This is a genomic window from Rhizobium sp. Leaf371, from assembly GCF_001424045.1.
GTDB lineage: Bacteria > Pseudomonadota > Alphaproteobacteria > Rhizobiales > Rhizobiaceae > Ferranicluibacter.
On sequence record NZ_LMQB01000025.1, the window covers coordinates 1 to 25,836 of the forward strand.

A 25,836-nucleotide genomic window follows, 5' to 3' on the forward strand; every position below is an offset into this window, starting at 1 on the left:
CCCCTCGTAGCCGAGGCTCACCAAGTCAGCATGCAACTGCTTCATCGTCCGCTTCTGCTTGCGGCCCTTCTTGGATTCCGTCTTCAGCCAGGCCGATAACCGATCTGCAAACGGATCGAGCTTGCTCGGCCGCTCCGGGACAGCGAACTTCGGCTCCACGCCATCAGCACGCACATATTTGCGGACGGTATTCCGGGATAAGCCGGTCCTGCGGCAAATCTCTCGGATCGATAAATGCTCTCGAAAATGCCAGCGTCGGATCACGCTCAGTAACGCCATGTCGATCACTCCAGAGCCCCCGCTGAAAACATGCAGGGGACGGTTGAAACATGGGTCAATTCTCAATGGAAATATAACGCTCGATCACTCCAGAGCCCCCGCTGAAAACATGCAGGGGACGGTTGAAACATGGGTCAATTCTCAATGGAAATATAACGCTGCGCCGGGTCAGCTCTCAGTGGAAATCAACAGCGAGTGATATAGCTGTCATTCTAGGATGAGTTTAATCATTTGGATCTCTCATGAAGCGTCCTACTATTGCTGACGTCGCACATGCCTCCGGGCTGAGCGTCGCAACAGTCGACCGGGTATTAAACGGTCGTCTCCCTGTTCGAGAAGAGACTTCTCGAAAGGTATACGAAGCAGCTGAGAAATTGGGCTTTCACGGTGCCAAGATCATCCGTCAGCGCATGATGGCCGATCTGCCGTCTTATCGTTTCGGCATTATTCTGCGGAAGGAGAGGCAACCCTTCTATCAAGCGTTTGCAGAACAGTTGAACGCGGCTGCGGCAGCCGTGAAGGATCGTCATGTCAGTCTGACGATCACCTATGCCGTATCAGGAGAGCCAAGCGAACTGTCGGAGCTAATGCTGGGTATGGCTGGCAAGGTTTCGGCTATCGCTGTGACCGGCCCGGATCACTATGACGTGACGGCTGCTGTTTCCACGCTCAAGACGAAGGGTATACCAACCTTCGCTCTCCTGACGGATCTGGCGCAAGGTGTGCGTGAGGCCTACCTTGGCACCAACAATATGAAAGTCGGCCGAAGCGCCGCCTGGATGATTTCCAAACTCTCGCCGTCACCCGGAAAGGTCGTTCTGTTTCTTGGAGGCCATCGCTTCCACGGGCATTCGCTTCGCGAGATGGGCTTCCGTGCCTACATGCGCGAGTTCGCGCCAAGATTTCAGGTTCTCGATGCTCATATCAACCTTGAGACTCGGCGGTTGACCTATGAACTCCTCATGGACACCCTTTCGCACCATCCTGACCTTGTCGGAGTCTATTGCATGGGTGGAGGTATGGAAGGCGCCATCGAGGCACTTAAGGAAAGCAAGCGCTCGGAGGAGATCGCCTGCCTCGTTAACGAACTTACCCCAGAGTCCCGCCAGGCGCTGCTCGAGCGCCGGATCTCGGGCGTTTTTCAGACGCCTCTCGTCGAACTTTGTACCGACCTCATTGCAACGATGGTGCATACGATCGAGCACGGCATGGCTGAAAGCCCTGGCCAGAGATTCTTTCCAGCTCTTTTATGGGTTCCTGAGAGCTTATGATGGCTTGATAGAAAACCTCACACGCATCTGAAACGTTTCTATCAGGAATGACGGCTGAACCCTCTCATGACGTGTTGACCCGCCGGGCCGACTGCGGAATTGTCCCCCTGCGGTGACGAGGTAGGAGCTCACCGCTTACGCAACAAGATCCTTGTTTCCCGCTGCTGGTTCGCCAGCGGCATCGGACACGCATGCCCATAAACAGCCGCGTAACGGCGGCAACACGAATAAAGTGGAGGAGAACCCGATGAAGAAATATTTCCTGGCGACAGCGCTCGCGACGATGCTCGCAACAACGGCCTCGGCCGAGACCATCGGCGTCTCGATGGCGCTGTTCGACGACAACTTCCTGACCGTTCTTCGCAACGGCATGACGGACTACTCGAAGGATCTGAAGGGCGTCACGCTGCAGATCGAGGACGCGCAGAACGATGTCGGCAAGCAGCTGAGCCAGGTGCAGAATTTCGTGGCGTCCGGCGTCGATGCGATCATCGTCAACCCGGTCGATACCGATGCGACCGTCGCGCTCTCGCAGGCGGCGGCGGCTGCCGGCATCCCGCTGGTCTATGTCAACCGGCAGCCGGTCAATGTGGACGACCTTCCCGAGAAGCAGGCCTTCGTGGCATCCGATGAAAAGGAGTCGGGCACGCTGGAAACGAAGGAAGTCTGCCGGATCCTGAAGGCGGCGGGCAAGACCCAAGCGAACGCGGTCGTGATGATGGGCGAGTTGTCCAATCAGGCGGCGCGCATGCGCACGCAGGATATCAAGGACGTCCTTGCGACACCCGACTGCAGCTTCATCAAGATTGTCGAGGAACAGACGGCCAACTGGTCGCGGACACAGGGCTCCGACCTGATGACGAACTGGCTTTCGGCAGGTGTGCAGTTCGACGCCGTGATTGCCAACAACGATGAAATGGCCATCGGCGCGATCCAGGCCCTGAAGTCGTCCGGGCGCGCCATGGACGATGTCATCGTCGCCGGTATCGATGCCACCCAGGATGCCTTGGCATCGATGGCCGCTGGCGAGCTCGACGTATCGGTGTTCCAGAATGCGGCTGGCCAAGGCCGCGGTGCCGTGGATGCCGCGCTGAAGATCGCACGCGGCGAGACGGTCGAGAAGAAGGGCTACGTTCCCTTCGAGCTCGTGACGCCTGCAAACCTCAAGGACTATCAGGCGAAGAACTAACCCTCTTTGCCACAATGGGGCGAGGCGACGCACGCCTCCCCCAACCCCATCATGGAGGGTTTGCACATGGTCAGTCCCCGCACTGCCGAAGCGATCAAGCACGTCATCGAAGAGACGGAACGCCACGGACTTCTCGCTATCGAGGGTATCCGCAAGGAGTTCCCAGGCGTCGTCGCACTCGATAACGTCCAGCTGCGCGTTCGCCGTGGCACCGTTCACGCCCTCATGGGAGAAAACGGTGCCGGCAAATCGACATTGATGAAAATCATCGCCGGGATCTATCAGCCGGATGCCGGCGAAATCCGCCTTCGCGGTGAGCTGGTCACGCTGAAATCGCCGCTCGATGCGCTTGAACAGGGCATCGCGATGATCCATCAGGAGCTGGCCCTGATGAACTGGATGACGGTCGCCGAGAACATCTGGATCCGGCGGGAACCGAAAAACCGCTTCGGTCTCATCGATCACGGCCGAATGGCCGAGATGACCGCCGATCTTTTCGCCCGTCTGCGCATCAAGCTCAATCCGCGCGCCCAGGTGTCGGAGCTGACGGTCGCTCAGAAGCAGATGGTCGAGATCGCCCGCGCCGTTAGCTACGATAGCTCCATCCTCATCATGGACGAGCCGACGTCCGCCCTGACCGATCGCGAGGTCGAAGGCCTGTTCTCGATCATCCGCGACCTGCGCGAACGCGGGATCGGCATCGTCTACATCACTCACAAGATGAACGAGCTTTTCGAGATCGCCGACGAGTTCACGGTGTTTCGCGACGGCAAATATGTCGGCTCCCATCTATCGACGCACGTCAACCGCGACGACATCATCCGCATGATGGTCGGGCGCGATATCACCGACATGTTCCCGAAGATCGAATGCCCGATCGGCGAGGTCATCCTCGAGGTTCGCAACCTCACCATTCCCGGCGTTTTCCACGACATCTCGTTCTCGCTCCGGCGCGGGGAGATCCTGGGGCTTGCAGGGCTTGTAGGATCGAAGCGGTCGAACGTCGCCGAAGCGATCTTCGGGGTCACGCCTGCCACATCCGGCGAGATCCTGGTCAACGGCATGGCGGTCACGATCGACAGTCCAAGTGCCGCGATGGCGCAAGGCTTCGCCTTCCTCACCGAGGACCGCAAGGAGACGGGCTGTTTCCTAACCCTGAATTGCCTGGAGAATATCCAGTCGGCGCTGATCACACGGTCGCACGTCAAAGGCGGTTTCGTTGACCAGTCCACCGTGACCAAGCTTGCCGAGGACATGGCCCGCCAGTTGAGGGTGAAAACACCGAACCTCTACGAGACTGTCGAGAACCTCTCGGGTGGCAACCAGCAGAAGCTGCTCATTGCCCGCTGGCTTTTGACCAAGCCGCGCATTCTCATCCTCGACGAACCGACGCGCGGCATCGACGTCGGGGCCAAGTCGGAAATTCATCGACTCATCACCGGTCTCGCGGCGGAGGGGGTCGCGGTGCTGATGATTTCGTCGGAACTGCCGGAAGTGCTGGGGATGAGCGACCGCATCGTCGTCATGCATGAAGGTCGCGTGTCCGGCGTCCTCGACCGCGCCGAAGCCACTCAAGTCAAGATCATGGACCTCGCTGCGCGCTAGTCGTGCACCGCGGGAGGAGACAGCGAACATGAACACCATCACGCAACCCGTTCCCCAGCTGCAGCAGACGCGACGGCGCGTTCCGCCGGAACTGACGATCCTTCTGGTGCTCGTCGGCATCTCGCTGACGTTCGAAATTCTCGGCTGGATCCTGCAGGGGCAGAGCTTCCTCGGCAACACGCAGCGGCTTTCCATCATGATCCTGCAGGTCTCGGTCATCGGGATCATCGCGATCGGCGTCACGCAGGTCATCATCTCCGACGGCATCGACCTCAGCTCCGGATCGATCGTCGGGGCAACGGCGATGATCGCCATGAGCCTGGCCCAGGTCGGGACCTTTGAGCGGGCGCTCTATCCCGGCCTGACGGATCTTCCGGTCATCGTGCCCGTTCTCGCCGGGTTGTTGGTCGGCGTCGTCTGCGGCGCGATCAACGGGCTCCTCATCGCTTACTCGCGCATTCCGCCGTTCATCGCGACGCTGGGTATGATGGTCACCGCACGGGGCTTTGCGAAGTGGTACACCAAAGGTCAACCGATCAGCTTTCCCACAGACAGCTTCGCCGCGATCGGCAAGGGGCTTGCGCCCGTCCTGATCTTCCTCATCGTCGCCGCCATCATGCATGTGGTCCTTCGCTACACCCGTTACGGCAAGTTCACCTATGCGATTGGCGCAAACAAGCAGGCGGCCCGCGTCTCCGGCATCGATGTCGAGCGTCACACGGTCAAGGTCTATGCAGTGGCAGGCCTTCTCTCGGCTCTGGCTGGCATCGTCGTTGCCTCCCGCGGCCTGACCGCCCAGGCCGGCATGGGCACGAGCTATGAGCTCGATGCGATTGCCATGGCCGTCATCGGGGGCGTTTCCCTTTCGGGCGGTCGCGGCTCCATCCTCGGAACCATGATCGGCATGGTCATCTTCGGGGTCATCATTTCCGGGTTCACCTTCCTCCGGCTCGATGCCTATTACCAGGAAATGCTCAAGGGCATCATCATCGTCGCCGCCGTCGTGGCCGACGTTTACCGACAACGAAAACGCGTGAAGACGGCCTGAAACCAGCCACGCCTTCCAAGGGGGCCGGCCTCCCAGCGTCCGACATCACCACCAAACAACCTTCAATTAGCGAGACCTCCGATGAGACAGCTCCTGATCACGACCGCACTTTGCCTTTTTGCAGCACCTGGCCTTCTTGCATCGCCGGCATTCGCCGAGACGAAGGTTGCGGTGTCCATGACGTCCTTCGACAATCCGTTCCTGACGATCCTGCTGAACGGCATTCGCGCCGGCGCAGCGAAAGATACGACCATCGAGCTTCTCACCGAAGACGCCCAGCTCGACCCGGCCAAGCAGCTAAGCCAGGTCGAGAACTTCATCGCCAATGGCGTCAATGCCATCATCGTCAATGCCGTTGATGGAGACGCGACGGCCGCGATCACACAGGCGGCGCTGAACGCCAAGATCCCGCTCGTCTACGTCAACCATCCGCCAGCCGAGCTCGAGAGCGGCTTGCCGGATGGCACCGCATTCGTCGGCTCCAACGAGCTTGATTCCGGGACCATGGAAGCGGACGCAGCCTGCAAGCTGATGGGAGGCAAGGGTCGGGCCGTCATTTTGATGGGTCCTCTCGAGAACCACGCTGCGTTGACCCGGACCAAGGATGTCGAGGCCGTGTTCGCGCGGCCCGACTGCAAGATCGAGATCATCGAGAAGCAGACGGCCAACTGGAACCGGACCCAGGCACAGGATCTCACCGCGTCCTGGCTGACCGCCGGCGTGCAGTTCGATGCCATCATTGCCAATAATGACGAGATGGCCATCGGTGCCGCCCAGGCTCTGAAGTCCGCCGGCGTCGACATGAAGAGCATCGTGATCGCCGGTATCGATGCCACACCGGACGGCCTTGCCGCCATGACCTCGGGCGACCTCGACCTGACGGTCTTCCAGAATGCGACCAAGCAGGGGGAGGTCGCGGTCCAGACGGCCGTCGCGATGGCCTCGGGCAAGCCTACCGAGAAGGCCCTTTGGGTGCCCTTCGAACTCGTCACGCCGGACAACATGGCGTCCTACAAGTGAAACCACAGCGGCCCCGGAGAAGAAGCCCATGAAACACACGCTCGACCCACACATGTTCCGGCACCTGTCACTGGAGGACACCTGCCGCAAGGTTGCCGATCTCGGCTACGATTACGTCGAACTGTCCCCGCGTCCGGATTTTCTCTCCTGGTGGACAAGGCCGAAAGTCTATCCGGAACGCGTCGCCAGCTTCAAGAAGGCGCTGAAGGATCATGGCGTCGGCCTCGCCACGCTCCAGCCGATGTATCGCTGGGCGAGCCCCTATCAGGATGAATGGGATAACGCGATCGACAACTGGAAACGCGTGATCGAGATCGCGGTCGAGATGGATGGCCCGATGCTCGTCTCTGAGTTCGGCCGTGGCGGATCGCCGGAGCGCAGCCTGAACGATCGTTCGGGCCTCCATCGTCCCGAAACCTGCGAGGCCCAGTTCTTCCGCGCCATGGATATTCTCGTGCCGCTCCTTGAGAAGGAAGGCCTCGTCCTGTCGCTGGAAGCGCACCCGGAAGACTGGATCGAACAGATCGCGCCGGCCGTCGACATCATCAAGACGATCAACTCGCCGTCCGTCAAAGCGTCGTTCATCGCGCCGCACACGTTCTTCTACGGCCCGGACATGGTCGCCAATCTCCGCGCCACGGAGGGGCATCTGGTGCATGTCCGGCTGGCCGACACCTACGACCACAACAAGTCGTCGGAGCTCCGCTACATCGTCAACCCTCCCGGTTCCAAGGTGCGTGTCCATCAGCACACCGACTTCGGTCAGGGCGAGATCGATTTCGATACGTTCTTCGCGACGCTCGCAGACATGAAATTCGACGGTGTCCTCTCAAACTGCGTGTTCGCCTGGGAAGACCGCGTCGACGACAGCGCGCGCTTCATGCTCAACGAAACCCGGCGCTATGTCACCAAATATTGGAATGAGGTCTGAAATGACTGTGAGAATTGGCGTTATCGGCACGGGCGCCATCGGGCGCGATCATGCGCGCCGCATTAACCATGTCCTCGGCGGCGCGAAGATCGTCGCTCTGAGCGACGTCAACCGGGCCTCGGCCGAAGCGGTCAAGGCGGACGTCGCACCGGATGCCGCCATCTTCGACACGGGCGAGGCGCTGATCGCGTCGCCGGATGTCGATGCCGTTCTCGTGACCTCCTGGGGTGCGACACACGAGCAATATGTTCTCGCCGCGATCGCTGCCGGTAAGCCGTGTTTCTGCGAGAAGCCGCTGGCCACCACGGCGGATGGCGGCAAGCGCATCGTCGATGCGGAGGTTGCCCATGGAAAACGCCTCGTGCAGGTCGGCTTCATGCGCCGCTACGATGCGGGCTACGTCGCCCTGAAGAAGGTGGTCGACAGCCAGATCGGCGCGCCGATCATGGTGCATGCCGCCCACCGCAACCCCGCCGTTCCCGAGCAATACGTCACCCCGATGGCGATCCATGACACGATGATCCATGAGATCGACGTGCTGCGCTGGCTGCTCGACGACGACTACGTCTCCGCCCGCGTTCTCTTTCCGCGGGCCTCCGCTCGCAGCCATGCCAAGCTCCGCGATCCCCAGATCGTCATTCTCGAAACCGCCAAGGGCACAATCATCGACGTCGAGATCTTCGTGAACTGCCACTACGGCTACGACATCCAGTGCCAGGTCGTCGGCGAGGACGGGATCGCGAACCTGCCCGATCCCATGGCGATCCCCATGCGGCTCGGTGCGCGACAGCAAAGCGAGATCCTGACCGACTGGAAGGACCGCTTCATCGCCAGCTACGACGTCGAGCTGCAGGACTTCATCCATGCAGCTGCCAAGGGCACCGCCTCCGGCCCGAGTTCCTGGGACGGCTATGTCGCCGCGATCACGTCGGATGCCTGCGTCAGTGCGCAGGAAGCCGAAGGGGCAGCCGTCGCCATCAACCTTCCCGCCCGTCCAGCGCTGTATAATTGAGGTCTCCCATGCGTTTTGCCATCAACCACATCACGGCCCCGAACCTGTCTCTCGAGGAATTCTTTTCCACAGCCCGCCGTCTCGGGCTGACGGAGGTCGAGATCCGCAACGACACCCCGGATGTCGTCCACACGATGGATCCCGCCGACGTTAAGGCGGCGGCGGAAAAGGCCGGCGTCGGGATCGTTTCGATCAACGCGCTCTACCCGTTCAACGTGTGGTCGGGAGACCTGCCGGCTAAGGCTCTAGCCCTTGCCGACTACGCTGCGGCAAGCGGCGCCAAGGCACTGGTCATGTGCCCTCTGAACGACGGGACAAAAGTTTCGTTCGATGATCTCGTGGCGGCGCTGACCGCCATGAAGCCGATCCTTCAGGAGCGCGGTCTGACAGGCCTCGTCGAGCCTCTGGGGTTCCCGATCTCCTCCTTGAGAACGAAGGCGGAAGCCCTGCGCGCCATCGACGCGGCAGGTGGCGGCGATGTCTACAGACTGGTGCACGACACCTTCCATCATCACCTTGCCGGCGAAACCGAGCTCTTTCCGAGCCGCACGGGCCTCGTCCATATTTCGGGCGTGGTCGATCCGGCGGTTGCCGTGGACGACATGCTAGACGCGCACCGCGTGCTGGTGGATGACGCAGACCGTCTGGAGAACGTGGCGCAGATCAAGGCACTGATCGCCGCCGGCTTCGACGGCCCCTTCAGCTTTGAGCCCTTCGCCGAAGAGGTCCACGCGTTGACCGATCCGGAAGCGGCCGTCCGCGAGAGCATCGCCTACGTCTCGGCCCATCTCTGACGCAACGAGCGACCGTGTCTGCGCGCCGGCGCAGGCACGGTCGATCCCTGTAACCACGGCCGATGCCGGAGGATGAAATGAACAAGTCACTGGATGTCATCACGATCGGTCGATCATCTGTCGATCTTTACGGCGCCCAGATCGGGGGACGTCTGGAGGATATGGGGTCCTTCCGCAAATATGTCGGCGGCTCGCCGACCAATATGGCTGCGGGAACGGCGCGGCTCGGCCTCCGGTCCGCTCTGATCACGCGGGTCGGCAACGAGCATATGGGGCGCTTCATTCGCGAGGAACTCGCGCGCGAAGGTGTCGATGTCACGGGCGTGAAAACCGATCCGGAGCGGCTGACGGCGCTCGTGCTTCTTGGTATCCGCGACGAGGAGACATTCCCGCTGATCTTCTATCGCGAGAACTGCGCCGATATGGCACTTTGCGAGGATGATATCGACGAAGCCCTGATCGCCCGCGCGCTCTCGGTCGTTGCCACTGGCACGCATCTGAGCCACCCCAACACCGAACAGGCCGTTCTGAAGGCGCTGGAGCTTGCCCGCAAGCACGGGGCCCGGACCGCGCTCGATATCGATTACCGCCCCAACCTCTGGGGCCTTGCCGGCCATGGAGACGGCGAAAGCCGCTTCGTCGAGAGTGCTACCGTCACATCCAAGCTGCAATCGACACTGCACCTCTTCGACCTCATCGTGGGGACGGAAGAAGAGTTCCACATTGCGGGCGGCTCCACGGACACGATTGCGGCCTTGCGTGCGGTGCGCGCCGTCTCGGGCGCGACGCTCGTCTGCAAGCGCGGTGCGGCAGGGGCCGTCGCCTTTGCGGGCTATATTCCCAACGATCTCGACGACGGAGAGACCGGCCCCGGCTATCCCATCGAGGTTTTCAACGTGCTGGGCGCCGGCGACGGGTTCATGTCCGGTCTCATCAAGGGTTGGCTCGAGGATGCCGCTTGGCCGCGTGCCCTTCAATATGCCAATGCCTGCGGCGCCTTTGCCGTCAGCCGCCACGGCTGCACGCCGGCCTATCCCTCGCTGGCAGAGCTTACGTTCTTTCTCGAGCGAGGCGTGAAGACCAAGGCTCTGCGTCAGGATCAGGAACTTGAGCAGATCCACTGGGCGACCAACCGCCACGCGGACTGGTCGACGATGCGTGTTTTCGCCTTCGATCACCGTATGCAGCTGGAAGCCATGCCGGGGGCAACCCCCGACAAGATCGGCCATTTCAAGGCGCTTTGCCTTCAAGCGGCGCTCGGCGTGCAGGACGGTCAGCCGGGATATGGCATTCTCTGCGACAGCCGCTTGGGCAAGCGCGCTCTGCATGCGGCATCGGGCACCGGCCTCTGGATCGGCCGCCCGGTGGAATGGCCGGGGTCGCGTCCGCTGACGCTCGAGCCGGAACTCGGCCCCGACTTCGGCGGCCTGGATGAGTGGCCGCTCGACAATGTCGTCAAGGTGCTGTGCTTCTGCCATCCGGACGATGCCCCCGATCTTAGAGATATGCAGGAGGAAACGGTCCGCCGACTTTTTGCCGCCGCGCGGCGCAACCGGCTGGAGTTTCTGTTGGAAATCATTCCGTCGAAGGTCGGCTCGGTCGATGACGACACGAACGCCACGCTGATCCGCCGCTTCTACGAGATCGGCGTCTATCCCGACTGGTGGAAGCTGGAGCCGATGGCGAGCCGCGTTGCCTGGGAGAAGGCCTGCACCGCCATCACCGACAACGATCCGAACACACGCGGCATCGTGGTCCTTGGGCTTGATGCGCCGGAGGACGAATTGGCGGCCAGCTTCAAGGTCGCCGCCAGCTTCCCGCTGGTGAAGGGCTTTGCGGTGGGACGGACGATCTTCGCCCAGGCGGCCCGAGACTGGCTTGTCGGTGCGACCACAGATGCGGATGCCGTTGCAGATATGCAGGCCCGCTACCGCCGCCTTTGCGTCCTCTGGGACACGGCGCGGGCGGCGGCGCAGGACAATGATGCGGCGGTTTCGTCGCAGGGAGGACTTTGACATGACCGACACCGTTCGACTGACCGCGGCGCAAGCCATGTTCCGCTGGCTTTCCGTGCAGATGACCGAAGAGGGAGACCGCTTCATCGAAGGCGTCTGGGCGATCTTCGGCCATGGCAACGTCGCCGGCATTGGCGAGGCCTTGCATGGAATTGGTGCGAAGCTGCCGACATGGCGCGGACAGAACGAGCAGACGATGGCGCATGCGGCAATCGCCTATGCCAAGACGAAGCGCCGCCGGAAAGCCATGGCGGTGACGTCGTCCATCGGCCCCGGCTCGACCAATCTCGTCACGGCCGCAGCGCTCGCCCATGTGAACCGCCTGCCGGTCCTCTTCATTCCCGGTGACGTCTTTGCCAATCGCCGGCCGGATCCGGTTCTCCAGCAGATCGAGGATTTCGACGACGGCACGATGAGCGTCACCGACTGCTTTCGTCCGGTCAGCCGCTATTTCGACCGGATCACCCGGCCCGAGCATCTTCTGACCGCACTGCCGCGCGCCCTTCAGGTGATGACGGACCCGGCCACCTGCGGTCCCGTCACGCTCGCCTTCTGCCAAGATGTTCAGGCGGAGGCCTACGACTATCCTCTGTCCTTCTTCGACACGAAGACATGGCGCATCCGGCGCCCGGAGCCCGACCTGCGGGAGGTCGAGGACGTGGTGGCGGCGCTGAAGGGAGCCGAGAACCCTGTGATCGTTGCTGGCGGCGGCGTGCTCTATTCGGGTGCTGACGCAGACCTTCTCGCCTTTGCCCGAAAGCACAATATCCCCGTCGTCGAGACGCAGGCGGGCAAAGGGGCGATCGACTGGCAGGAGCGCCTCAACTTTGGATCTCCAGGGGTTACCGGCACGGATTGCGGCAACGCGATTGCGGCGAAGGCCGACCTCATTCTGGGTGTCGGAACGCGCTTTCAGGACTTCACGACAGGAAGCTGGACCATCTTCTGCAAGGCGGACCGCAAGCTCGTGTCCATTAACCTCACCGGATACGACGCAGCCAAGCATGGCGCGATCCCGCTGGTCTCCGACGCGAAAGTGGCGCTGGAGCGGATTTCGAAGGGTCTCGGCGAGCACCGCTTTGCCGATCCGGATTTCGCAGGGCGTGACGCCTGGTTGAAGGCGACGGACCAGGTGACGGCTGCACCGGAGGCTGCGAGCGCCAATGTCCTGCCGTCCGATGCCCAGGTCATCGGGGCGGTGCAGCGGGTTGCCGGGCCACGGACGGTTGCCATGTGCGCGGCCGGCACCATGCCGGGCGCCTTGCAGATCCTCTGGCGGGCGGCCGCAGGCGGCTATCACATGGAATACGGCTTCTCCTGCATGGGCTACGAGGTCGCAGGCGCCTTTGGTATCAAGCTCGCAGCGCCGGAAAAAGAGGTCGTCTGCTTCGTCGGCGACGGCTCCTACATGATGGCGAATTCCGAACTGGCAACCGCCGTCATGATGCGCGTCCCCTTCACGATCGTTCTCACCGACAACCGTGGTTACGGCTGCATCAACCGGCTCCAGCAGGAGTGCGGCGGTGCCGAGTTCAACAATATGTACAAGGACAGCAACATCGAGGTGCAGCCCGAGATCGACTTCGTGGCGCATGCCGGCTCGATGGGCGCACATGCGGTCAAGGTCGATGGCATCGCTGCCCTCGAAAGCGAGATCGTTCTGGCGCGCGATCGCCAGATCCCCACCGTGATCGTCATCGACACCGAGGCGGAAACCGGTCCGGGCATCGGCGGCGCCTGGTGGGATGTCGCCGTTCCCGCGGTCGGCGATACCGACAAGCTCAGGCAGGCCCGCGCCCACTATGAGACCAACACCGCCCGCCAACGCATCAACTGACATTTCGACAGGCCGGAAGGAACGATCATGATACTCTACGGAACCAACCCCATTGCCTGGTCGAATGACGACGATCAGACGATCGGCGCGCATCTGACGCTTGAGGACTGCCTGTCGGACTGCCGCAAGATCGGCTTCGATGGCATCGAGAAGGGCCACAAGATGCCGAACGAGGGCGGAGCCCTGAAGGAAGCGCTCGGCGCGTTCGGCCTGCGCTTCGTCGGCGGATGGCACTCCACCAACCTCCTCGTCAACGACCTGGAGACCGAGATCGCCGCGCTGCAGACCTTCATCGACATGACCAGGGCCGCCGGCGGCGACCACATCAATGCCTGCGAATGCTCCAACACCGTCCACGGCAGCGAGGGCACGCCGGTCAATGACCGACCCATCATGACCGATGCCGAGTGGACACGGTTTTCGCAAGGGTACGAGGCGCTTTCCCGCCATGCTGCCGATCAGGGCGTCAAGATGGGCTACCACCATCACATGGGCACGATCATCGAGAGCGCTGCCGATATCGATCGCTTCATGAGCATGGCCGGGCCCCACACGCGCCTTCTCCTCGACACGGGCCACTGCACCTTCGGCGGTGCCGACCCGCAGGACGTCGCTCGGAAATACATGGACCGCGTCACGCACATTCATGCCAAGAACATCCGGCCCGAGATCATGACCCGCGTCCGCTCCGAAAACTTGTCGTTTCTCGATGGCGTGCGCCTCGGCGTCTTCACCGTGCCGGGTGATCCGGAAGGCTGCGTCGCCTTCGAGCCCGTCCTGAAGATCGCCGCAGAGCACGGCTATACGGGCTGGCTCGTCATCGAGGCGGAGCAGGACAGTGCCGTTCGGGAGCCGCTCCTCTACCAGGACATGGGCCTGAAAGCTCTGAAGGCGATGTCTCGTGACGTTGGTCTCGACACATCCTCCGCAACGTCAGCCGAATAAGGAGGCCGAGAGCGATGAGCATGCTTCGACGCCGGCCCTTTGGCAGTCACGGCAAGGTCCACGAGATCACGCCGCAATCGGCCGGCTGGCGTTATGTCGGCTTCAGCCTCTACCGCCTGCGCGCGGGCGACACGATTGGCGAGGCGACCGGTGCGATGGAGGCCATTCTGGTGATGGTCGAGGGCAAGGCACGGTTACAGGCTGCGGGCACGGATTGGGGCGAACTCGGCGATCGCATGAACGTCTTCGAGCGCACGCCGCCGCACTGCCTCTATGTGCCGAACAATGAGACATGGCAGGCGGAGGCGACCATGGACTGTACCATCGCCGTCTGCCTGGCTCCCGGCAGAGGCGGCCACAAGGCTCACCGCATTGGGCCCGACCGGATCACGCTCACCCCGCGCGGGGTCGGCGCAAACCAGCGCTTCATCAACAACATCGCGATGGAAGCCGACGACGACTGCGACAGCCTGCTCGTGACCGAAGTCTTCACGCCCGCCGGCAACTGGTCCTCCTATCCGAGCCATCGGCACGACGAGGACGATTTTCCGCGGATCACCTATCTGGAAGAGACCTATTACCACAGGCTCAATCCCGACCAGGGTTTTGGCGTCCAGCGGGTCTACACGGAGGATGGCACGCTGGACGAGACGATCGCCGTGAAGTCGCACGATGTCGTCCTCGTGCCGCGCGGCCATCACCCCTGCGGCGCGCCCTATGGCTTTGAAATGTACTATCTCAACGTCATGGCAGGTCCGTTGCGGAACTGGCGTTTCGTGCCTGACCCGGCCGTCCAGTGGATTATCGATCGCGATACCAAGGCGTAACCGCTGTCGAAAGGACGTATCATGCCGCTGATCAAGCTGCACATTCGCAAGGGCCGGTCGGAGGCCGACATCACACGGCTTCTCGACACGGTGCATGCGGTCATGCTGGACGCCTTTCATGTGCCGGAGCGGGATCGCTACCAGATCGTGTTCGAACACGAAGACACGCATTTTCGCGCGCTGGACACAGGCCTCGGCTTCACGCGAACGGATCGTTTCGTCCTGATCGAGGTCGTCTCGCGGCCGAGGCCGAGATCCGAAAAGCTCGCATTCTATCAGGGCCTTGGTGGTCAATTGTCTGAAAGATGCGGCATCCCGGCGTTCGATCTTATGGTGTCGTTCGTTGAGAACAGTGACGAGGACTGGTCGTTCGGTGCGGGTGTCGCCCAATTCGTGACGGGTGATCTATGACCGGTTGCCTGGACCCCGTCCCGCGAGGTCGTCGGGCGTCTGCCTCCGCACGTTCGTTTCAGACACCGCTATCGGGTGACAGGGACCACGGTCCGCCGGATCTCGATACGCTGAAAGCCGTGATGCTGGCGCGGCACGCAGACTTTCCCAAGCGGATCGCAACGCTTGCGCACTTTGCCCTTGAACATCCTGATGACATCGCGTTCGGCACTGTCGCATCGATTGCGAAAGCTGCGCAGGTTTCGCCGTCGGCGCTCGTCCGCTTTGGGCAGTTTTTCGGATATAGTGGGTTCAGCGATCTTCAGTCGGTGTTCCAGCAGGCGGGACGCACGAGAATCGTTGCCAAAGCCACATCTCATGTCGCATTGAAGATTGGCCCCGCCTGCGGCCACTGGAATGCCATTCAAGAGACGGTCGAGGCCTGCCGCATGTCGATCGACGTGATGGGCGAGACCATCCCGCTTACCGATATGAGGGCTGCGTCGGGCATGCTGTCGACGGCGGATAGCATCTTCATTCTCGCAGGCAAAGATGCTCTGCCGTTCGCGAGCTTCTTCCACCGGCGTCTTGTCGAGATGAGCATCCGAGCGATTCTGCTGACCGACATGGCCTCTGCAACCGATATCCTGGCTCTTGCAAGACGCGGAGATGCGGCCGTCATCCTGGAGACCGCCCCGGTCAGCAGCGCGCTCGCCGCTCATGTCGTGGCCATCAAAGAGTTGCAGCTGCCGATTGTCTGCATGACCGACACGCCATTGTCGCCCACGGCAGCACTCGCCAGCGTTCGTTTCGATCTCGCCGGTGCCGGCAGAGACGCCTTGTCACGCGTGACAGCAGGCCTCGTGCTCGGCAACGCCCTGGCCAACGGCATTCGTGCGTCGCTGCAGACGCCGTAACGGGTGACGGAGGCCTATTCCAACAGCCCTGCCTGCGTGAAGTCGATACCAAGCGCCTGACGTATGCCGTCGAGCAGCCGCATGGTGGCAAGCGATGCCTCGGCTGGTCGGCACGCGGTCTCCAATTTTCCTTCCGCAAGAGCCCAGGCAATCTCGGCGGCCTCATGGAAAAGCCCCTCGAAATGCGCGCCTCTCGGCTCTTCGTAGCGGAGGCGGCGGGTGCCATCGAGGGACCAGACCTCGAAGCTGCCCGGCAGGTGAAACTCCGTCTCGAACCGGATCGTGCCTCGGCTGCCTATGATCGCCGCGTTCGTCGGGCTGAAACCGTAAGGCGAAGTCGACATGGTGCCGAGAGCGCCGCGCTTATTGGAGACGACGACGGAGAGTTGTCCGTTGACACCGGCCGGGTCCGGCGTGGCGAGGCCGACGATGCGCTCGTGCGTGCCCAGAAGCTTGGCGAGAAGCGAGACGGGATATGTCCCGAGATCGAGAAGGGGGCCGCCTGCAAGCTTCGCGTCGAAGATGCGATGCTCGCGCGGCAGGTACTCGCCATAGTCTGTGTAGACGGATAGGATGTCGCCGATGATGTCGGTATCGAGGACTTGGCTGATCACGTCGAATTTCGGGAGGAAGTAGGTCCAGAGAGCCTCGGCGAAGAACACACCCTTCGCCCGCGCGGCCGCCACCATGTCCGCTGCCTGTGCGTGATTGAGAGCCACCGGCTTCTCGACGAGAACATGCTTTCCCGCCGCGATTGCCAGCATGGCGTGCTCATGGTGCCTGTTGTGCGGTGTGGCGACATAGATAATGTCGATATCGTCCGCGGCGACGAGCGCCTCATAACTGCCGTAAGTGCGAGGAACCTGCCAGGTCGCCGCAAACCTTTCAGCGGCCTCAGGCGATCGGGAGCCGACCGCTGCGATCGTCTGGCGCGTATGCGCCTGAACCGACTCAACAAACTTCGCGGCGATCCATCCCGTGCCGAGAATACCCCAGCGAAGCGGCGGTGCCTCCATTGGCGGCCGGGTCCGGGGCAGGGGCAGTGTTTCTGGGAAAGACATGAGGGCTCCTCCTTCTCGTCAATAGTGCGTCAGCCGGCGGTCTTCTGCCAGGACCCGGTCTCGACGGAGCGTTCCATCGCGTCGATGATGCGTTCGTTGGCCAGACCGAAGTCGAAGTTCGGAAAACAGTCCGCGCTGTTGCAGATGCCCTCGATAAGATCGCGGACCTCGATAACCTTGACGTCGAAATAGCCGAGACCGCCGCCTGCAAAATCGAACCCGAAGAAGGCGCCGAACTGCGGCACCTGGCTTCCCGCGAGGATGGTCTTGAAACCGCGGTCCGGTTTCGGATCGTTGAAGCGCGAGATCTTCAACTCGTTGAAGCGCTCGCCATCCATGATGATCGTGCCCTCTGTGCCGGAAACCTCCCAGTAGATGCCGAAGACCTTGCCGGCAGCGACGCGCGATGCCTCGATCGTACCGCCCGCACCATTCCTGAAGCGGATTAGCGTCTGGATCTGGTCCTCATTCTCCACAGTCGCGCGCGGCGCATCCGTGTCCGACGTTGCCCCGTAGCCGGAACCGCTTTGCGGCACGGGTCGCGTCGGAAAGAAGGTCTGCGTTTGCGCGATGACCTGGTCGATATCTCCGACCAGATATTGCGCCACCGAGATCACGTGGCTTCCCAGATCCCCGAGCGCTCCCGAGCCCGCATCCTTGCGTGTGCACCGCCAGGAAAACGGCAGGTCCGCATCGTTGAAGAAGCCTTGATCGAACCATCCGCGAAACCGCATCGGCCTGCCGATATCGCCGCGGTCGATCATGATTTTGGCGAGCATCGCAGCAGGGGTCTTGATGTTGTTGAAGGCGACCATGGTCTTCACGCCCTGCCTCCGTGCCGACTCGGCCATCTCTTCGGCCTGCGCCAGCGTCACAGAGAGCGGTTTTTCGCAATAGACGTGCTTGCCCGCGGCAATGGCAGCAAGCGCCATCTCGTGGTGCATCGCGTTGGGCGAGGTGATGTCGACCACGTCGATGTCAGGATCGGTCACGAGGGCACGCCAGTCGCTGGTGCTCCGCTCAAACCCGAAACGGTTGGCGGCATCTGCCGCAAGCTCGCTCGTGACATCGGCAAGCATGCTCAGATGAGGGATTGCAGGCAAATCCCGGTAGAGCGTGGCCGCGCGACGGTAGGCGTCGGCATGGGCCTGCCCCATAAAGCCGGAGCCGATCAGACCGATATTCAGCGTCTTTTTTGGCATCGTCACTGTCCTCAAGGGGCCATCAGGCCGAAAATTGCGCAAAGATATGGTGAAAGGCCGCAGTGACGGCCGGCAAGGGCGCAACGATCGCCGGATCCTGCTCCGCCTCGACCACAAGCCATCCGCGATAGCCGTTCTCCCGGACGAAGCGCGCCAGTGGCGCAAAATCGAGGCTGCCATCGCCCGGCACCGTGAACATGCCGCTCCGCACGCCGTCATTAAAGCTCAGGTCACGGGCACGAATCCGGTCGAGAATCGGCGCGCGGACATCCTTCAGGTGAATATGGACAATGCGGTCGCCGAAGCGCTCGATCAGCTGGGTGTCGGCAAAGCCCGCCGCCGCGGCGTGACCTGTGTCCAGGAGAAGCCCAACCGACGGCCCTGCCGCGTCGAAGATCGACGAGATCTCGTCGAACGTCTCGGCGACCATCATGAGATGATGGTGATAGGCGAGCGTCAGGCCGTACGCATCGGCGAGCCTGGTGCCGAAATCGGTCAATCGGGCCGAATAGGCCGCGACATCCTCTCCCGGTAGTCGTTGCCTCTGCGACATCGGCGCATCGAGAGGTGCGCCCGGCGTCATCATGGCCGTTTCGCCATAGACCATGACCGTCGAGCCCATGGCGCGCAACAGATTGGCATGGGCCGCGACAGCAGCCATTTCTTCCTCGACGCTCCCTTCGGCGAGTCGACCGGAATGCCAGCCTGAGGCAAGCGACAGCTTCCGGCTGTCGAGCAGGGGCGCCAGCAATTCTTTTGTGCGCGGAAGTTTGCGGCCAAGCTCCACGCCGTCGTAGCCCGCACGGGCGGCGTCATCGAGACAGGTCTCGACCGGGATATCGGCGCCAAGATCCTCCAGGACATCATTGGCCCAGGACAAAGGGCTCACGGCGAGGCGGACTCCAGAAGGAAGCGTCGATAGGGTTTCAGATCTCATCATGGTCTCCGGTATGAAGGACTGTGTCAGGGCCGCCAGTCGGAGCCGATCCGGACGGGCAGGCCGGTCGCGACGGATTTCACCGCGGCTTCCGCGATCCGTTGCGCTTCCAGACCGTCGCGGATCGTCGCCAGCGGTTTTGCGCCGGTCCGGATCAGGTCGATGAAAGCGGACATCTCGGCGCGATAGGCCGTCGAGAAGCGCTCGATGAAATAGTTCATCGGCGGGGAGGCCCTGAATCCATCGGCATCGGCGATGAGGACCCCTCGCTGCGGGCGGTTCTCGACATAGAGCACTTCATGGGCACAGAGCGCTTCGAGACGCTGGTCGTAACCAAAGGGTGCACGGCGGCAGTTGATCATCTGAACGAAGCGCCCGGATGCGGATGTCAGCGTGACCATGGCCGTATCGATATCGCCGGCTGCGCCGATCTCGGGGTCGATGAGGCAATTCCCCACGGCATAGACCGTCACGATCTCCTCACCCAGCAGGTAGCGCGCCATGTCGAAGTCATGGATCGCCTGATCCCTGAACATGCCGCCGGAACGCTCGACATAGGAGCGGGGCGGCGGCGCGGGATCGCGCGTGTGCATGACGATGTGTTCCAGCGGTCCCGCAGTGCCATCCGAAATCCGGTCTCTCACGAAGCGGAAATCGGGATCGTAGCGGCGCTGGAAGGCAAGCAGGCACGGCACACCCGAGCGCTCCACCGCGTCCGTAACCGTCTCGACCGTCGCAAAATCGAGGCTCACAGGCTTTTCGCAGAAGATGGCCATGCCGGCACGCGCGGCCTCGATCAGCAGAGCGGCATGCGTGTCCGTCGAACTCGCGATGACGACACCATCAATCGACGGATCGGCGAAGACCTGCGCAGCCTCGACGATGTCGGCGCCGACCCTTGACGCAAGCTCCGACCGGGCCTCACTCTCGATGGGATCGACGAGATAGCGTACCCGAACAGAGGGCAGGCTTGCAGCGTTCGTCGCATGCACATGCCCGATGCGCCCTGCACCGAAGACGGCGAGATGTATCATGGCGATCCTCCCGATCCACGCGAGCCGTTTTTGGCCTCGTTCGTTGTCGGCAGTCTAGCGCGGTGCTAATGAGGGGATACGTCGATCTTGATGAGATCTCCTCAAACGGAGTGCGCCGTGGGCAAGCCGACATCGCGAGATCTCGCCATCGCAGCCGGGGTATCGCTGGCAACGGTCGATCGTGTCCTCAACGGGCGCGGCGGAGTGAGCCCGGACAAGGAGCGGCGTGTTCTCGAACAGGCGAGAAGGCTGAAGATCAACCGCGTGATCGACCCACGCGCTGCCCGGACGCTGCGTGTCGCCGTTCTCCTTCAGTCGCGCGCAAATCCGTTCCATGCGGCCGTGCAGGATGGTTTCGAGGGAGCGACGCGGCTCTACCCTCAATATAACCTGCAGTTTCAGGTTCATCACATCGACCCGGTTCGACCAGCCGCCACCGTGGCGCTGATTCAGGCCTTGGGCGGGCATTGCGACGCACTGATCATCGTGAGTTCCCAGAACGAGGATGTCGCGAGCGCCCTTAGAGCCTGGGGCGGGCAGGGGAAACCCGTCATGACGCTTGCCACCGACATTCGCAACGCGGATCGCATCGCCTATATCGGGCCCGACAACCGGAAGGCAGGACGGGTCGCCGGAGATCTGATGGCGCGCCTGATGGGCAGGCAAGGCGGCGAGATCGTGATCATCTCCGGCATGCTGAGCATGATCGGCCATGAGGAGCGCGAGATGGGCTTCCGCGCCGTGTTGCGCGAACGCTTTCCGCAGTGCCGGGTAACGGACGTGCTTGAGAGCCTGGAACGCGCGGAAACGGCCGGCGATCTCGTCTTCGATGCTCTTCGCAGAAATCCTGAGATCCGTGGCATCTACAATGCCTCCGCTGGTGCCCAGACGGTCGTAACGGCGCTCAAGACACTCGGACGCGCCGACGAGGTCGTCTTTATTACGCATGAACTGACCGACGACCGCCGCCAGCTCATTCGCCAGGGCCTCATCGATGTCATCATCGACCAACGACCCGAACTCGAAGTGCAAACTGCCGTTCAGGCACTGGCGTCCTATTTCGGCAGAAACGATCATCCCCCGGTATCCCTCGTGACACCGATCGATATCTACATGGTCGAGAATGCTTGAGGCGATAATGCCAAGCGCAACGTTTCCTGAAAGCCCCTTCGATCTCATACCTAATAGCGGCAACGATCGGCGCCTCACATCCTCTCAAGGCGGCGGACTTGAAATGGCCTGTGACTAAGTGCGGAACTTGCACCGCTTTCGGCGCCGAAGCATGATCGCAGCGAGCGTGCGCTAACCTGCTAACCGAATTGACCTTTCGGCAGAATGCCTAGGCTCAGGACCTATTAATCTCTTGCGGCGCGCTCTGCGTTTTGATTCACTGGGATCGAAAGGAGACGCTGCCATGAGTGACCTGATGCTGTTGTCGATTTTCGTCTTGCGCAACGGCCTGCGGTGGCGCGACGTGCCGCGTGAACACACCAAAACCCCTGCGCCGTAAAGGCCGGGGGTTTTGGTGTTCTTGGGATGCGTGACGCGGGGGAGGGGATGGCGTGCCATCTGGCCGGGTGCTGCACCGCATGCTCGGCCGGTAGGGGCACATCCGATGGTGCTGGAGGAAGTTCAGGGGCTCAGGTCATCCAGCCCGCAGGTGGAACAGGACCGCCACCTCCCGAAGGCGATTGTCGCCCTGGTCTTGTGCTCTCAAATGGCGGTGCCATTTCGAATTCGGCCGCAAGAAATTGTCGGTCGCCGGTAGTGACGCTTGCATTTCGCCAATGGCTTTTGCAGCCGCAATCAAGGGCTGGGCCACCGATGCTGCCTTGAGCTTCAGACACCGCAACATGCGCGGCGCGTAGCGACGGAAGCGATGATATTCTTGTCCGACATGAGCCAATGGATCGTCCGTCAGCGTATTGCTGAGCTGGGCGCCGGTCGCGACCAGTTGTTCGAGCCGGCCCCATTCCGCCGATTGGCGACCGCCATTTCTATCGGCACACCATCATTGCGGGCTTCAAGCAGGGAAGCTCCCAGTGCGGTAAAGGCACGTAACGTATCGGGGACTGCTGCCTTGGAATCGGCAATCCGTTCGTCATGCAGCCGCTTCGCCTCGCGCTAGGTCTTTCCGACGATCCGATCATGGGTCTCGACGGCCGCATCGGCGATCGCCGCTTCCCATTCCACGGCGCAGACGGCAAGGATTGCCCAGCGCCGATCAGAGCTGATGTCGCGCAAGCCATCGGTAAAGTAGCGCTCGCCCTGCCGACGCAGGCGTGCCACACGGTGTGGCGGGATACCGGCGAGAAGCTGCGGATCAAGAGCAAGGCCACGCAGCAATTCCAACCTGTCGAGCAGCCGGTTTGCCGCTGCGGAATTGTTGCCGACCTCGAACTGGCGAAGCCAGATGAAGCGGCTGACATTGGCATCGAGCAGTTCGGTCAGCAGCCCATCAAGCTGTTCGCGTGCGTCGGTATCGAGCCTTTCCGCGATCCGCGTCTCGATCCGACGTTCAGCGGCTACTAAGGCGTCTGCGCATAGTCCCTCGATTGTTGATACCGCTGGCAAGATCGTAAGATTTTCGCGACAGCGCGCGACCGAGCGCTGGGCAAGATCCTCGTTCGAGCGGGCATCTTCCGCCTGATCGAAAAGCCAGTCCCGCAGATCACGGGCACCACGACCCGAGAAGGTTTTATAACCGTAGATTTCGCGCAACGCCTCCATATGCTCCTAGCGGGTCTGCCGCCGGGCAGCATAGGTGAGAAGCGCATCGGCAGGGATGCCGAGCTGTGCCCCGATGAACGACAGGACCTCATGCGGGATCACCTCGCCCGGAGCCAACGCTCGCCCTGGATATCGCAACGCGCAGAGTTGCAGGGCGAACCCCAGCCTGTTCTCCGGCCTGCGGCGTTCCTGGATGTGTCCGAGATCGTCGTCACCCATTGTGTAATGCCGAAGCAATGACAATTCATCGGTCGGCAGATCGAACAGTGCCGAGCGCTGTCGCTCGGTGAGAATATGTCGCCTCGGCATGCGGGCATTGTCCCCATTGAAGTATAGTCTGTTTTGGACAAAAATCAGCTCATTCAAATCAAGGCCTTCCGGTACCAAAATCCACGAGGGTTCAATTGGGACAACGCGCAGCCATCTACTGCCGGGTTTCGACTGCTGACCATTCATGTGAGCGGCAGGAGCGAGACCCGACGGCATTTGCCGGCCGCGCTGGTTACGATGTGTCGGAAATTTTCAAAGAGACTGGTTCCGGCGCGAAGCTAGATCGAGCCGAACGCCGCAAGATCATGGCCCTTGCCCAGGCCCGACAGATCGATGTTGTTCTCGTGACCGAGCTGTCTCGACGGGACCGCTCGACGATCGACCTCCTCAATACGCTGCGCGAACTGGAGAGCTGGAAGGCTTCCATCATCGCCATGAACGGTATGGCGTTCGACCTGTCGTCTCCGAATGGCCGGATGCTGGCGACATTTCTCTCTGGTATTGCCGAGTTCGAGCGCGACTTGATAAGCGAACGCGTCAAATCCGGCCTCGCCGCCGCGAAGGCGCGCGGCAAGAGGCTCGGTCGTCAGGCCGGAGAGCGCCCGAAGTCGGACCGGCTCACGCCGAAAGTGATGGCAATGATTGCGGAAGGCCGCAGCTACCGCTGGATCGCTCGCGATCTTGGCATCAGCAAGAATACGGTTGGCGAAATAACAAGGCGCAACAACCGACCTGAGAAAACCTCGTCAATGTCATAACCATCGAAACGAATTTTGGAGTGTTCTGAATGTCAGTTTGGCCAGATCTGTTTACAGCAGAAGGCAATTTCGCATCCGTCGTTCCGCTTACGATGGAGCATCATGATGACCTGGTCGAAGCCGCCCGCGACGGTGAGTTGCATCGACTTTGGTACACGAAAGTACCAGAGCCAGAAAATATCGGCGCCGAAATTGAACGACGGCTTCAGCTCCGCACTATCGGCTCCATGTTTCCATTTGCCATTCTTGAAGAGGCAAGTGGCAAAGCTGTTGGAATGACCACCTATATGAACATCGACGCTGCAAACAGACGGCTTGAAATCGGGGCTACGTGGTGCCGTCAGTCTGTGCAAAGGTCACCACTCAACACCGAATGCAAATTGCTTTTGTTGCAACACGCCTTTGAGAGGCTGGATTGCATATGCGTGGAATTCAGGACACATTTTATGAATATTCAAAGTCGCCGGGCGATAGAGCGGCTGGGAGCCAAGCTCGATGGGGTGCTTCGCTCCAATATGGTGATGGCCAATGGAACCATTCGCGATACGGCTGTTTACTCGATAATCGCTTCTGAATGGCCTGCCGTCGAAGCCAACTTGAGGTGGCAATTGGAGAAGCCAAGACCATAACTTCCAAAACTCTCGGTTCGGCATCACCCACTGCTTAAAGTGTCTTTTCGCCCCCAGCCGGAACCGACCCCATGATCGGCACAATTATGGAAATCAAATCCTGGCGAATACCCAAGGTCACTTCGCTTCCAACTCAAATTTTGTAGGACGCCTGGGCACTCACGTTATCATGATGCAGGAACTTCCTGCCTGGTATCAGAATCTAAACAAATCCACTGACGTACTCGTTGAACAGTATTTAGATAGTGAGCGTACAGTAAATTTTCTGAACAAAGTGGGCTATGGCAGTGCCGGAGGTGCCGCAGCAGCTGGAGCGGCGGAAATGATTAAGAAAGGCAGCGTTAAAGACGCCGCCAAAAAAACTGCCGAGAGGTTGGTCGGAAAAGGCGCGATTCAGGAAGCAATTGTAGGGCGCATCGGACAGAAAGCTGCAAGCGCTGCACCGTGGGTTGGCGCTGTTATCATCGTTGGCGGAAATCTCGCCTATCATGGAGGTCTGAGCAAATGGAAGAAATAAAAAGCATCTTGAGAGACCGTTTCCAAAAGGGAGACATGACCAATGAGCAGTATAAGAGTGTTTGTGGCTCGCAAATCGATCCAGATGATGTGAAAAAATATTGGGAAATGTGACATGAGGAGGAAATTTTTCAAATTAACTCACCGAACTGGCTTTATGATTTTTATACCATTGTCCGGAGCGATATCAATTTTATATTCCTACTTCGTAGGAACCTATACCTTTAATTGGTATTTTTTGCACTTTCTCACATTCATACCACTCTTTTACTTTGTCAGAAATAACATCGAGTGGATCGACAAGAAGGACATGTGAGAGGTCACTATAATGCCCCAACCAGTATCTCTTAAAGGTCACCAACATAAATGTCCCGTTCATGATCATGAGGGCGGACCAATTACGGCAACACAGCAAAGCTTCGTAACCGTAAATGGCGTAGCGATTGCCACGGTCGGTGACGTGTGTGTCTGTACAGGTATTCCGACCGACGATCAAATAGCAGAAGGCTCTACTTTGGCTTTCGTTGAGGGAAAAAAGATTGCGCGCTTAAATGATAAGTGTGCCCACGGCGGCGAGATTGTCGAAGGGATCACTTGGATAAAGTTTGACTAGGCTCAG

The 25,836-nt window shown here is 60.9% G+C and carries 24 protein-coding genes and 1 pseudogene; 19 read left to right on the forward strand and 6 right to left on the reverse strand.

Features of this window, described 5'->3' with window-relative positions:
- On the reverse strand, positions 1 to 279 hold a 279-nt coding region (locus ASG39_RS16225), incomplete at its 3' end, for a winged helix-turn-helix transcriptional regulator (protein ID WP_156468166.1).
- Positions 280 to 521: 242 nt separating this feature from the next.
- Between ASG39_RS16225 and ASG39_RS16230 the strand changes: the two genes are divergently transcribed.
- The 14 genes from ASG39_RS16230 to ASG39_RS16295 all read left to right on the forward strand — a co-directional run bounded on the left by ASG39_RS16230 (position 522) and on the right by ASG39_RS16295 (position 16,080).
- Positions 522 to 1,550 carry a LacI family DNA-binding transcriptional regulator gene (locus ASG39_RS16230; protein ID WP_062596031.1) on the forward strand — a complete coding sequence of 343 codons (1,029 nt, stop codon included), beginning with the start codon at positions 522 to 524 and terminating at the stop codon, positions 1,548 to 1,550.
- A 247-nt stretch (positions 1,551 to 1,797) separates the two neighbouring features.
- Positions 1,798 to 2,739: a sugar ABC transporter substrate-binding protein gene (locus tag ASG39_RS16235; protein WP_062596032.1), complete on the forward strand. Its 942-nt coding sequence runs from the start codon at positions 1,798 to 1,800 to the stop codon at positions 2,737 to 2,739.
- Positions 2,740 to 2,805: 66 nt separating this feature from the next.
- Positions 2,806 to 4,344 (forward strand): sugar ABC transporter ATP-binding protein, encoded by a 1,539-nt coding sequence (locus tag ASG39_RS16240; RefSeq protein ID WP_062596033.1) that lies wholly within the window; start codon positions 2,806 to 2,808, stop codon positions 4,342 to 4,344.
- A 28-nt stretch (positions 4,345 to 4,372) separates the two neighbouring features.
- Positions 4,373 to 5,392 (forward strand): ABC transporter permease, encoded by a 1,020-nt coding sequence (locus ASG39_RS16245; RefSeq protein WP_062596034.1) that lies wholly within the window; start codon positions 4,373 to 4,375, stop codon positions 5,390 to 5,392.
- A gap of 81 nt (positions 5,393 to 5,473) precedes the next feature.
- A complete protein-coding gene (locus tag ASG39_RS16250) occupies positions 5,474 to 6,412 on the forward strand; it encodes a sugar ABC transporter substrate-binding protein (RefSeq protein WP_062596035.1) in 939 nt (312 codons plus the stop codon).
- 28 nt (positions 6,413 to 6,440) lie between these two features.
- The gene (locus ASG39_RS16255; protein ID WP_062596036.1) at positions 6,441 to 7,343 is read left to right on the forward strand and encodes a sugar phosphate isomerase/epimerase; all 903 of its coding nucleotides are present in this window, start codon (positions 6,441 to 6,443) and stop codon (positions 7,341 to 7,343) included.
- 1 nt (position 7,344) lies between these two features.
- Positions 7,345 to 8,355, forward strand: a complete 1,011-nt coding sequence (locus ASG39_RS16260) for a Gfo/Idh/MocA family oxidoreductase (RefSeq protein ID WP_062596037.1) — start codon at positions 7,345 to 7,347, stop codon at positions 8,353 to 8,355.
- 8 nt (positions 8,356 to 8,363) lie between these two features.
- Entirely contained in the window at positions 8,364 to 9,149 is a 786-nt protein-coding gene (locus tag ASG39_RS16265) for a TIM barrel protein (RefSeq protein WP_062596038.1), read from the forward strand.
- A gap of 77 nt (positions 9,150 to 9,226) precedes the next feature.
- Complete coding sequence (gene iolC / locus ASG39_RS16270; RefSeq protein ID WP_062596039.1) at positions 9,227 to 11,164, forward strand: 5-dehydro-2-deoxygluconokinase; 1,938 nt, start codon at positions 9,227 to 9,229, stop codon at positions 11,162 to 11,164.
- 1 nt (position 11,165) lies between these two features.
- Positions 11,166 to 13,001 (forward strand): 3D-(3,5/4)-trihydroxycyclohexane-1,2-dione acylhydrolase (decyclizing), encoded by a 1,836-nt coding sequence (iolD, locus tag ASG39_RS16275; RefSeq protein ID WP_062596040.1) that lies wholly within the window; start codon positions 11,166 to 11,168, stop codon positions 12,999 to 13,001.
- A gap of 27 nt (positions 13,002 to 13,028) precedes the next feature.
- On the forward strand, positions 13,029 to 13,946 hold the full coding sequence (iolE, locus tag ASG39_RS16280; RefSeq protein ID WP_062596041.1) for a myo-inosose-2 dehydratase: 918 nt from the start codon (positions 13,029 to 13,031) through the stop codon (positions 13,944 to 13,946).
- Between the two features lie 14 nt (positions 13,947 to 13,960).
- Positions 13,961 to 14,773: a 5-deoxy-glucuronate isomerase gene (iolB, locus tag ASG39_RS16285; RefSeq protein WP_062596042.1), complete on the forward strand. Its 813-nt coding sequence runs from the start codon at positions 13,961 to 13,963 to the stop codon at positions 14,771 to 14,773.
- A gap of 21 nt (positions 14,774 to 14,794) precedes the next feature.
- Positions 14,795 to 15,184, forward strand: a complete 390-nt coding sequence (locus ASG39_RS16290) for a tautomerase family protein (RefSeq protein WP_062596043.1) — start codon at positions 14,795 to 14,797, stop codon at positions 15,182 to 15,184.
- Positions 15,185 to 15,306: 122 nt separating this feature from the next.
- Positions 15,307 to 16,080 (forward strand): MurR/RpiR family transcriptional regulator, encoded by a 774-nt coding sequence (locus ASG39_RS16295; protein ID WP_062596044.1) that lies wholly within the window; start codon positions 15,307 to 15,309, stop codon positions 16,078 to 16,080.
- 14 nt (positions 16,081 to 16,094) lie between these two features.
- Here ASG39_RS16295 and ASG39_RS16300 read toward each other — a convergent pair whose 3' ends face one another.
- Genes ASG39_RS16300 through iolG form a run of 4 tightly spaced genes read right to left on the reverse strand, consistent with a single transcriptional unit; the run spans position 16,095 to position 20,314 of the window.
- Positions 16,095 to 17,141 (reverse strand): Gfo/Idh/MocA family oxidoreductase, encoded by a 1,047-nt coding sequence (locus tag ASG39_RS16300; protein ID WP_062596045.1) that lies wholly within the window; start codon positions 17,139 to 17,141, stop codon positions 16,095 to 16,097.
- 29 nt (positions 17,142 to 17,170) lie between these two features.
- Complete coding sequence (locus tag ASG39_RS16305) at positions 17,171 to 18,343, reverse strand: Gfo/Idh/MocA family oxidoreductase (RefSeq protein WP_062596046.1); 1,173 nt, start codon at positions 18,341 to 18,343, stop codon at positions 17,171 to 17,173.
- 22 nt (positions 18,344 to 18,365) lie between these two features.
- Positions 18,366 to 19,280, reverse strand: a complete 915-nt coding sequence (gene iolE, locus ASG39_RS16310) for a myo-inosose-2 dehydratase (protein WP_082477310.1) — start codon at positions 19,278 to 19,280, stop codon at positions 18,366 to 18,368.
- 26 nt (positions 19,281 to 19,306) lie between these two features.
- On the reverse strand, positions 19,307 to 20,314 hold the full coding sequence (iolG, locus tag ASG39_RS16315) for an inositol 2-dehydrogenase (protein ID WP_062596048.1): 1,008 nt from the start codon (positions 20,312 to 20,314) through the stop codon (positions 19,307 to 19,309).
- A gap of 117 nt (positions 20,315 to 20,431) precedes the next feature.
- Here iolG and ASG39_RS16320 point away from each other — a divergent pair, with 117 nt between their 5' ends.
- Entirely contained in the window at positions 20,432 to 21,445 is a 1,014-nt protein-coding gene (locus ASG39_RS16320; RefSeq protein WP_062596049.1) for a LacI family DNA-binding transcriptional regulator, read from the forward strand.
- A 523-nt stretch (positions 21,446 to 21,968) separates the two neighbouring features.
- Here ASG39_RS16320 and ASG39_RS16325 read toward each other — a convergent pair.
- Positions 21,969 to 23,353: pseudogene (locus ASG39_RS16325) on the reverse strand (DUF4158 domain-containing protein); the annotation flags it as partial.
- A 95-nt stretch (positions 23,354 to 23,448) separates the two neighbouring features.
- Here ASG39_RS16325 and ASG39_RS16330 point away from each other — a divergent pair.
- The 4 genes from ASG39_RS16330 to ASG39_RS23425 all read left to right on the forward strand — a co-directional run bounded on the left by ASG39_RS16330 (position 23,449) and on the right by ASG39_RS23425 (position 25,830).
- Positions 23,449 to 24,072, forward strand: coding sequence for a recombinase family protein (locus tag ASG39_RS16330; RefSeq protein WP_062596050.1), 624 nt, complete (start codon positions 23,449 to 23,451; stop codon positions 24,070 to 24,072).
- A 29-nt stretch (positions 24,073 to 24,101) separates the two neighbouring features.
- A complete protein-coding gene (locus ASG39_RS16335; protein ID WP_062596051.1) occupies positions 24,102 to 24,701 on the forward strand; it encodes a GNAT family protein in 600 nt (199 codons plus the stop codon).
- Between the two features lie 169 nt (positions 24,702 to 24,870).
- Positions 24,871 to 25,218: a hypothetical protein gene (locus ASG39_RS23935; protein ID WP_156468167.1), complete on the forward strand. Its 348-nt coding sequence runs from the start codon at positions 24,871 to 24,873 to the stop codon at positions 25,216 to 25,218.
- A 327-nt stretch (positions 25,219 to 25,545) separates the two neighbouring features.
- A complete protein-coding gene (locus tag ASG39_RS23425) occupies positions 25,546 to 25,830 on the forward strand; it encodes a PAAR domain-containing protein (protein WP_082477312.1) in 285 nt (94 codons plus the stop codon).
- Positions 25,831 to 25,836: the final 6 nt, after the last annotated feature.

Excerpts from the sequence above, each read along its gene's own strand:
- iolB (WP_062596042.1), top strand. The coding sequence starts at position 13,961 with ATGAGCATGCTTCGACGCCGGCCCTTTGGCAGTCACGGCAAGGTCCAC.
- ASG39_RS16240 (WP_062596033.1), top strand. The coding sequence starts at position 2,806 with ATGGTCAGTCCCCGCACTGCCGAAGCGATCAAGCACGTCATCGAAGAG.
- ASG39_RS23935 (WP_156468167.1), top strand. The coding sequence starts at position 24,871 with ATGATGCAGGAACTTCCTGCCTGGTATCAGAATCTAAACAAATCCACT.
- ASG39_RS16295 (WP_062596044.1), top strand. The coding sequence starts at position 15,307 with ATGCTGGCGCGGCACGCAGACTTTCCCAAGCGGATCGCAACGCTTGCG.
- ASG39_RS16265 (WP_062596038.1), top strand. The coding sequence starts at position 8,364 with ATGCGTTTTGCCATCAACCACATCACGGCCCCGAACCTGTCTCTCGAG.
- ASG39_RS16255 (WP_062596036.1), top strand. The coding sequence starts at position 6,441 with ATGAAACACACGCTCGACCCACACATGTTCCGGCACCTGTCACTGGAG.
- iolC (WP_062596039.1), top strand. The coding sequence starts at position 9,227 with ATGAACAAGTCACTGGATGTCATCACGATCGGTCGATCATCTGTCGAT.
- iolE (WP_062596041.1), top strand. The coding sequence starts at position 13,029 with ATGATACTCTACGGAACCAACCCCATTGCCTGGTCGAATGACGACGAT.
- ASG39_RS16245 (WP_062596034.1), top strand. The coding sequence starts at position 4,373 with ATGAACACCATCACGCAACCCGTTCCCCAGCTGCAGCAGACGCGACGG.
- ASG39_RS16300 (WP_062596045.1), bottom strand. The coding sequence starts at position 17,141 with ATGTCTTTCCCAGAAACACTGCCCCTGCCCCGGACCCGGCCGCCAATG.
- ASG39_RS16290 (WP_062596043.1), top strand. The coding sequence starts at position 14,795 with ATGCCGCTGATCAAGCTGCACATTCGCAAGGGCCGGTCGGAGGCCGAC.
- ASG39_RS16250 (WP_062596035.1), top strand. The coding sequence starts at position 5,474 with ATGAGACAGCTCCTGATCACGACCGCACTTTGCCTTTTTGCAGCACCT.
- iolD (WP_062596040.1), top strand. The coding sequence starts at position 11,166 with ATGACCGACACCGTTCGACTGACCGCGGCGCAAGCCATGTTCCGCTGG.
- ASG39_RS16260 (WP_062596037.1), top strand. The coding sequence starts at position 7,345 with ATGACTGTGAGAATTGGCGTTATCGGCACGGGCGCCATCGGGCGCGAT.
- ASG39_RS16230 (WP_062596031.1), top strand. The coding sequence starts at position 522 with ATGAAGCGTCCTACTATTGCTGACGTCGCACATGCCTCCGGGCTGAGC.
- iolG (WP_062596048.1), bottom strand. The coding sequence starts at position 20,314 with ATGATACATCTCGCCGTCTTCGGTGCAGGGCGCATCGGGCATGTGCAT.
- ASG39_RS16335 (WP_062596051.1), top strand. The coding sequence starts at position 24,102 with ATGTCAGTTTGGCCAGATCTGTTTACAGCAGAAGGCAATTTCGCATCC.
- iolE (WP_082477310.1), bottom strand. The coding sequence starts at position 19,280 with ATGAGATCTGAAACCCTATCGACGCTTCCTTCTGGAGTCCGCCTCGCC.
- ASG39_RS23425 (WP_082477312.1), top strand. The coding sequence starts at position 25,546 with ATGCCCCAACCAGTATCTCTTAAAGGTCACCAACATAAATGTCCCGTT.
- ASG39_RS16305 (WP_062596046.1), bottom strand. The coding sequence starts at position 18,343 with ATGCCAAAAAAGACGCTGAATATCGGTCTGATCGGCTCCGGCTTTATG.
- ASG39_RS16235 (WP_062596032.1), top strand. The coding sequence starts at position 1,798 with ATGAAGAAATATTTCCTGGCGACAGCGCTCGCGACGATGCTCGCAACA.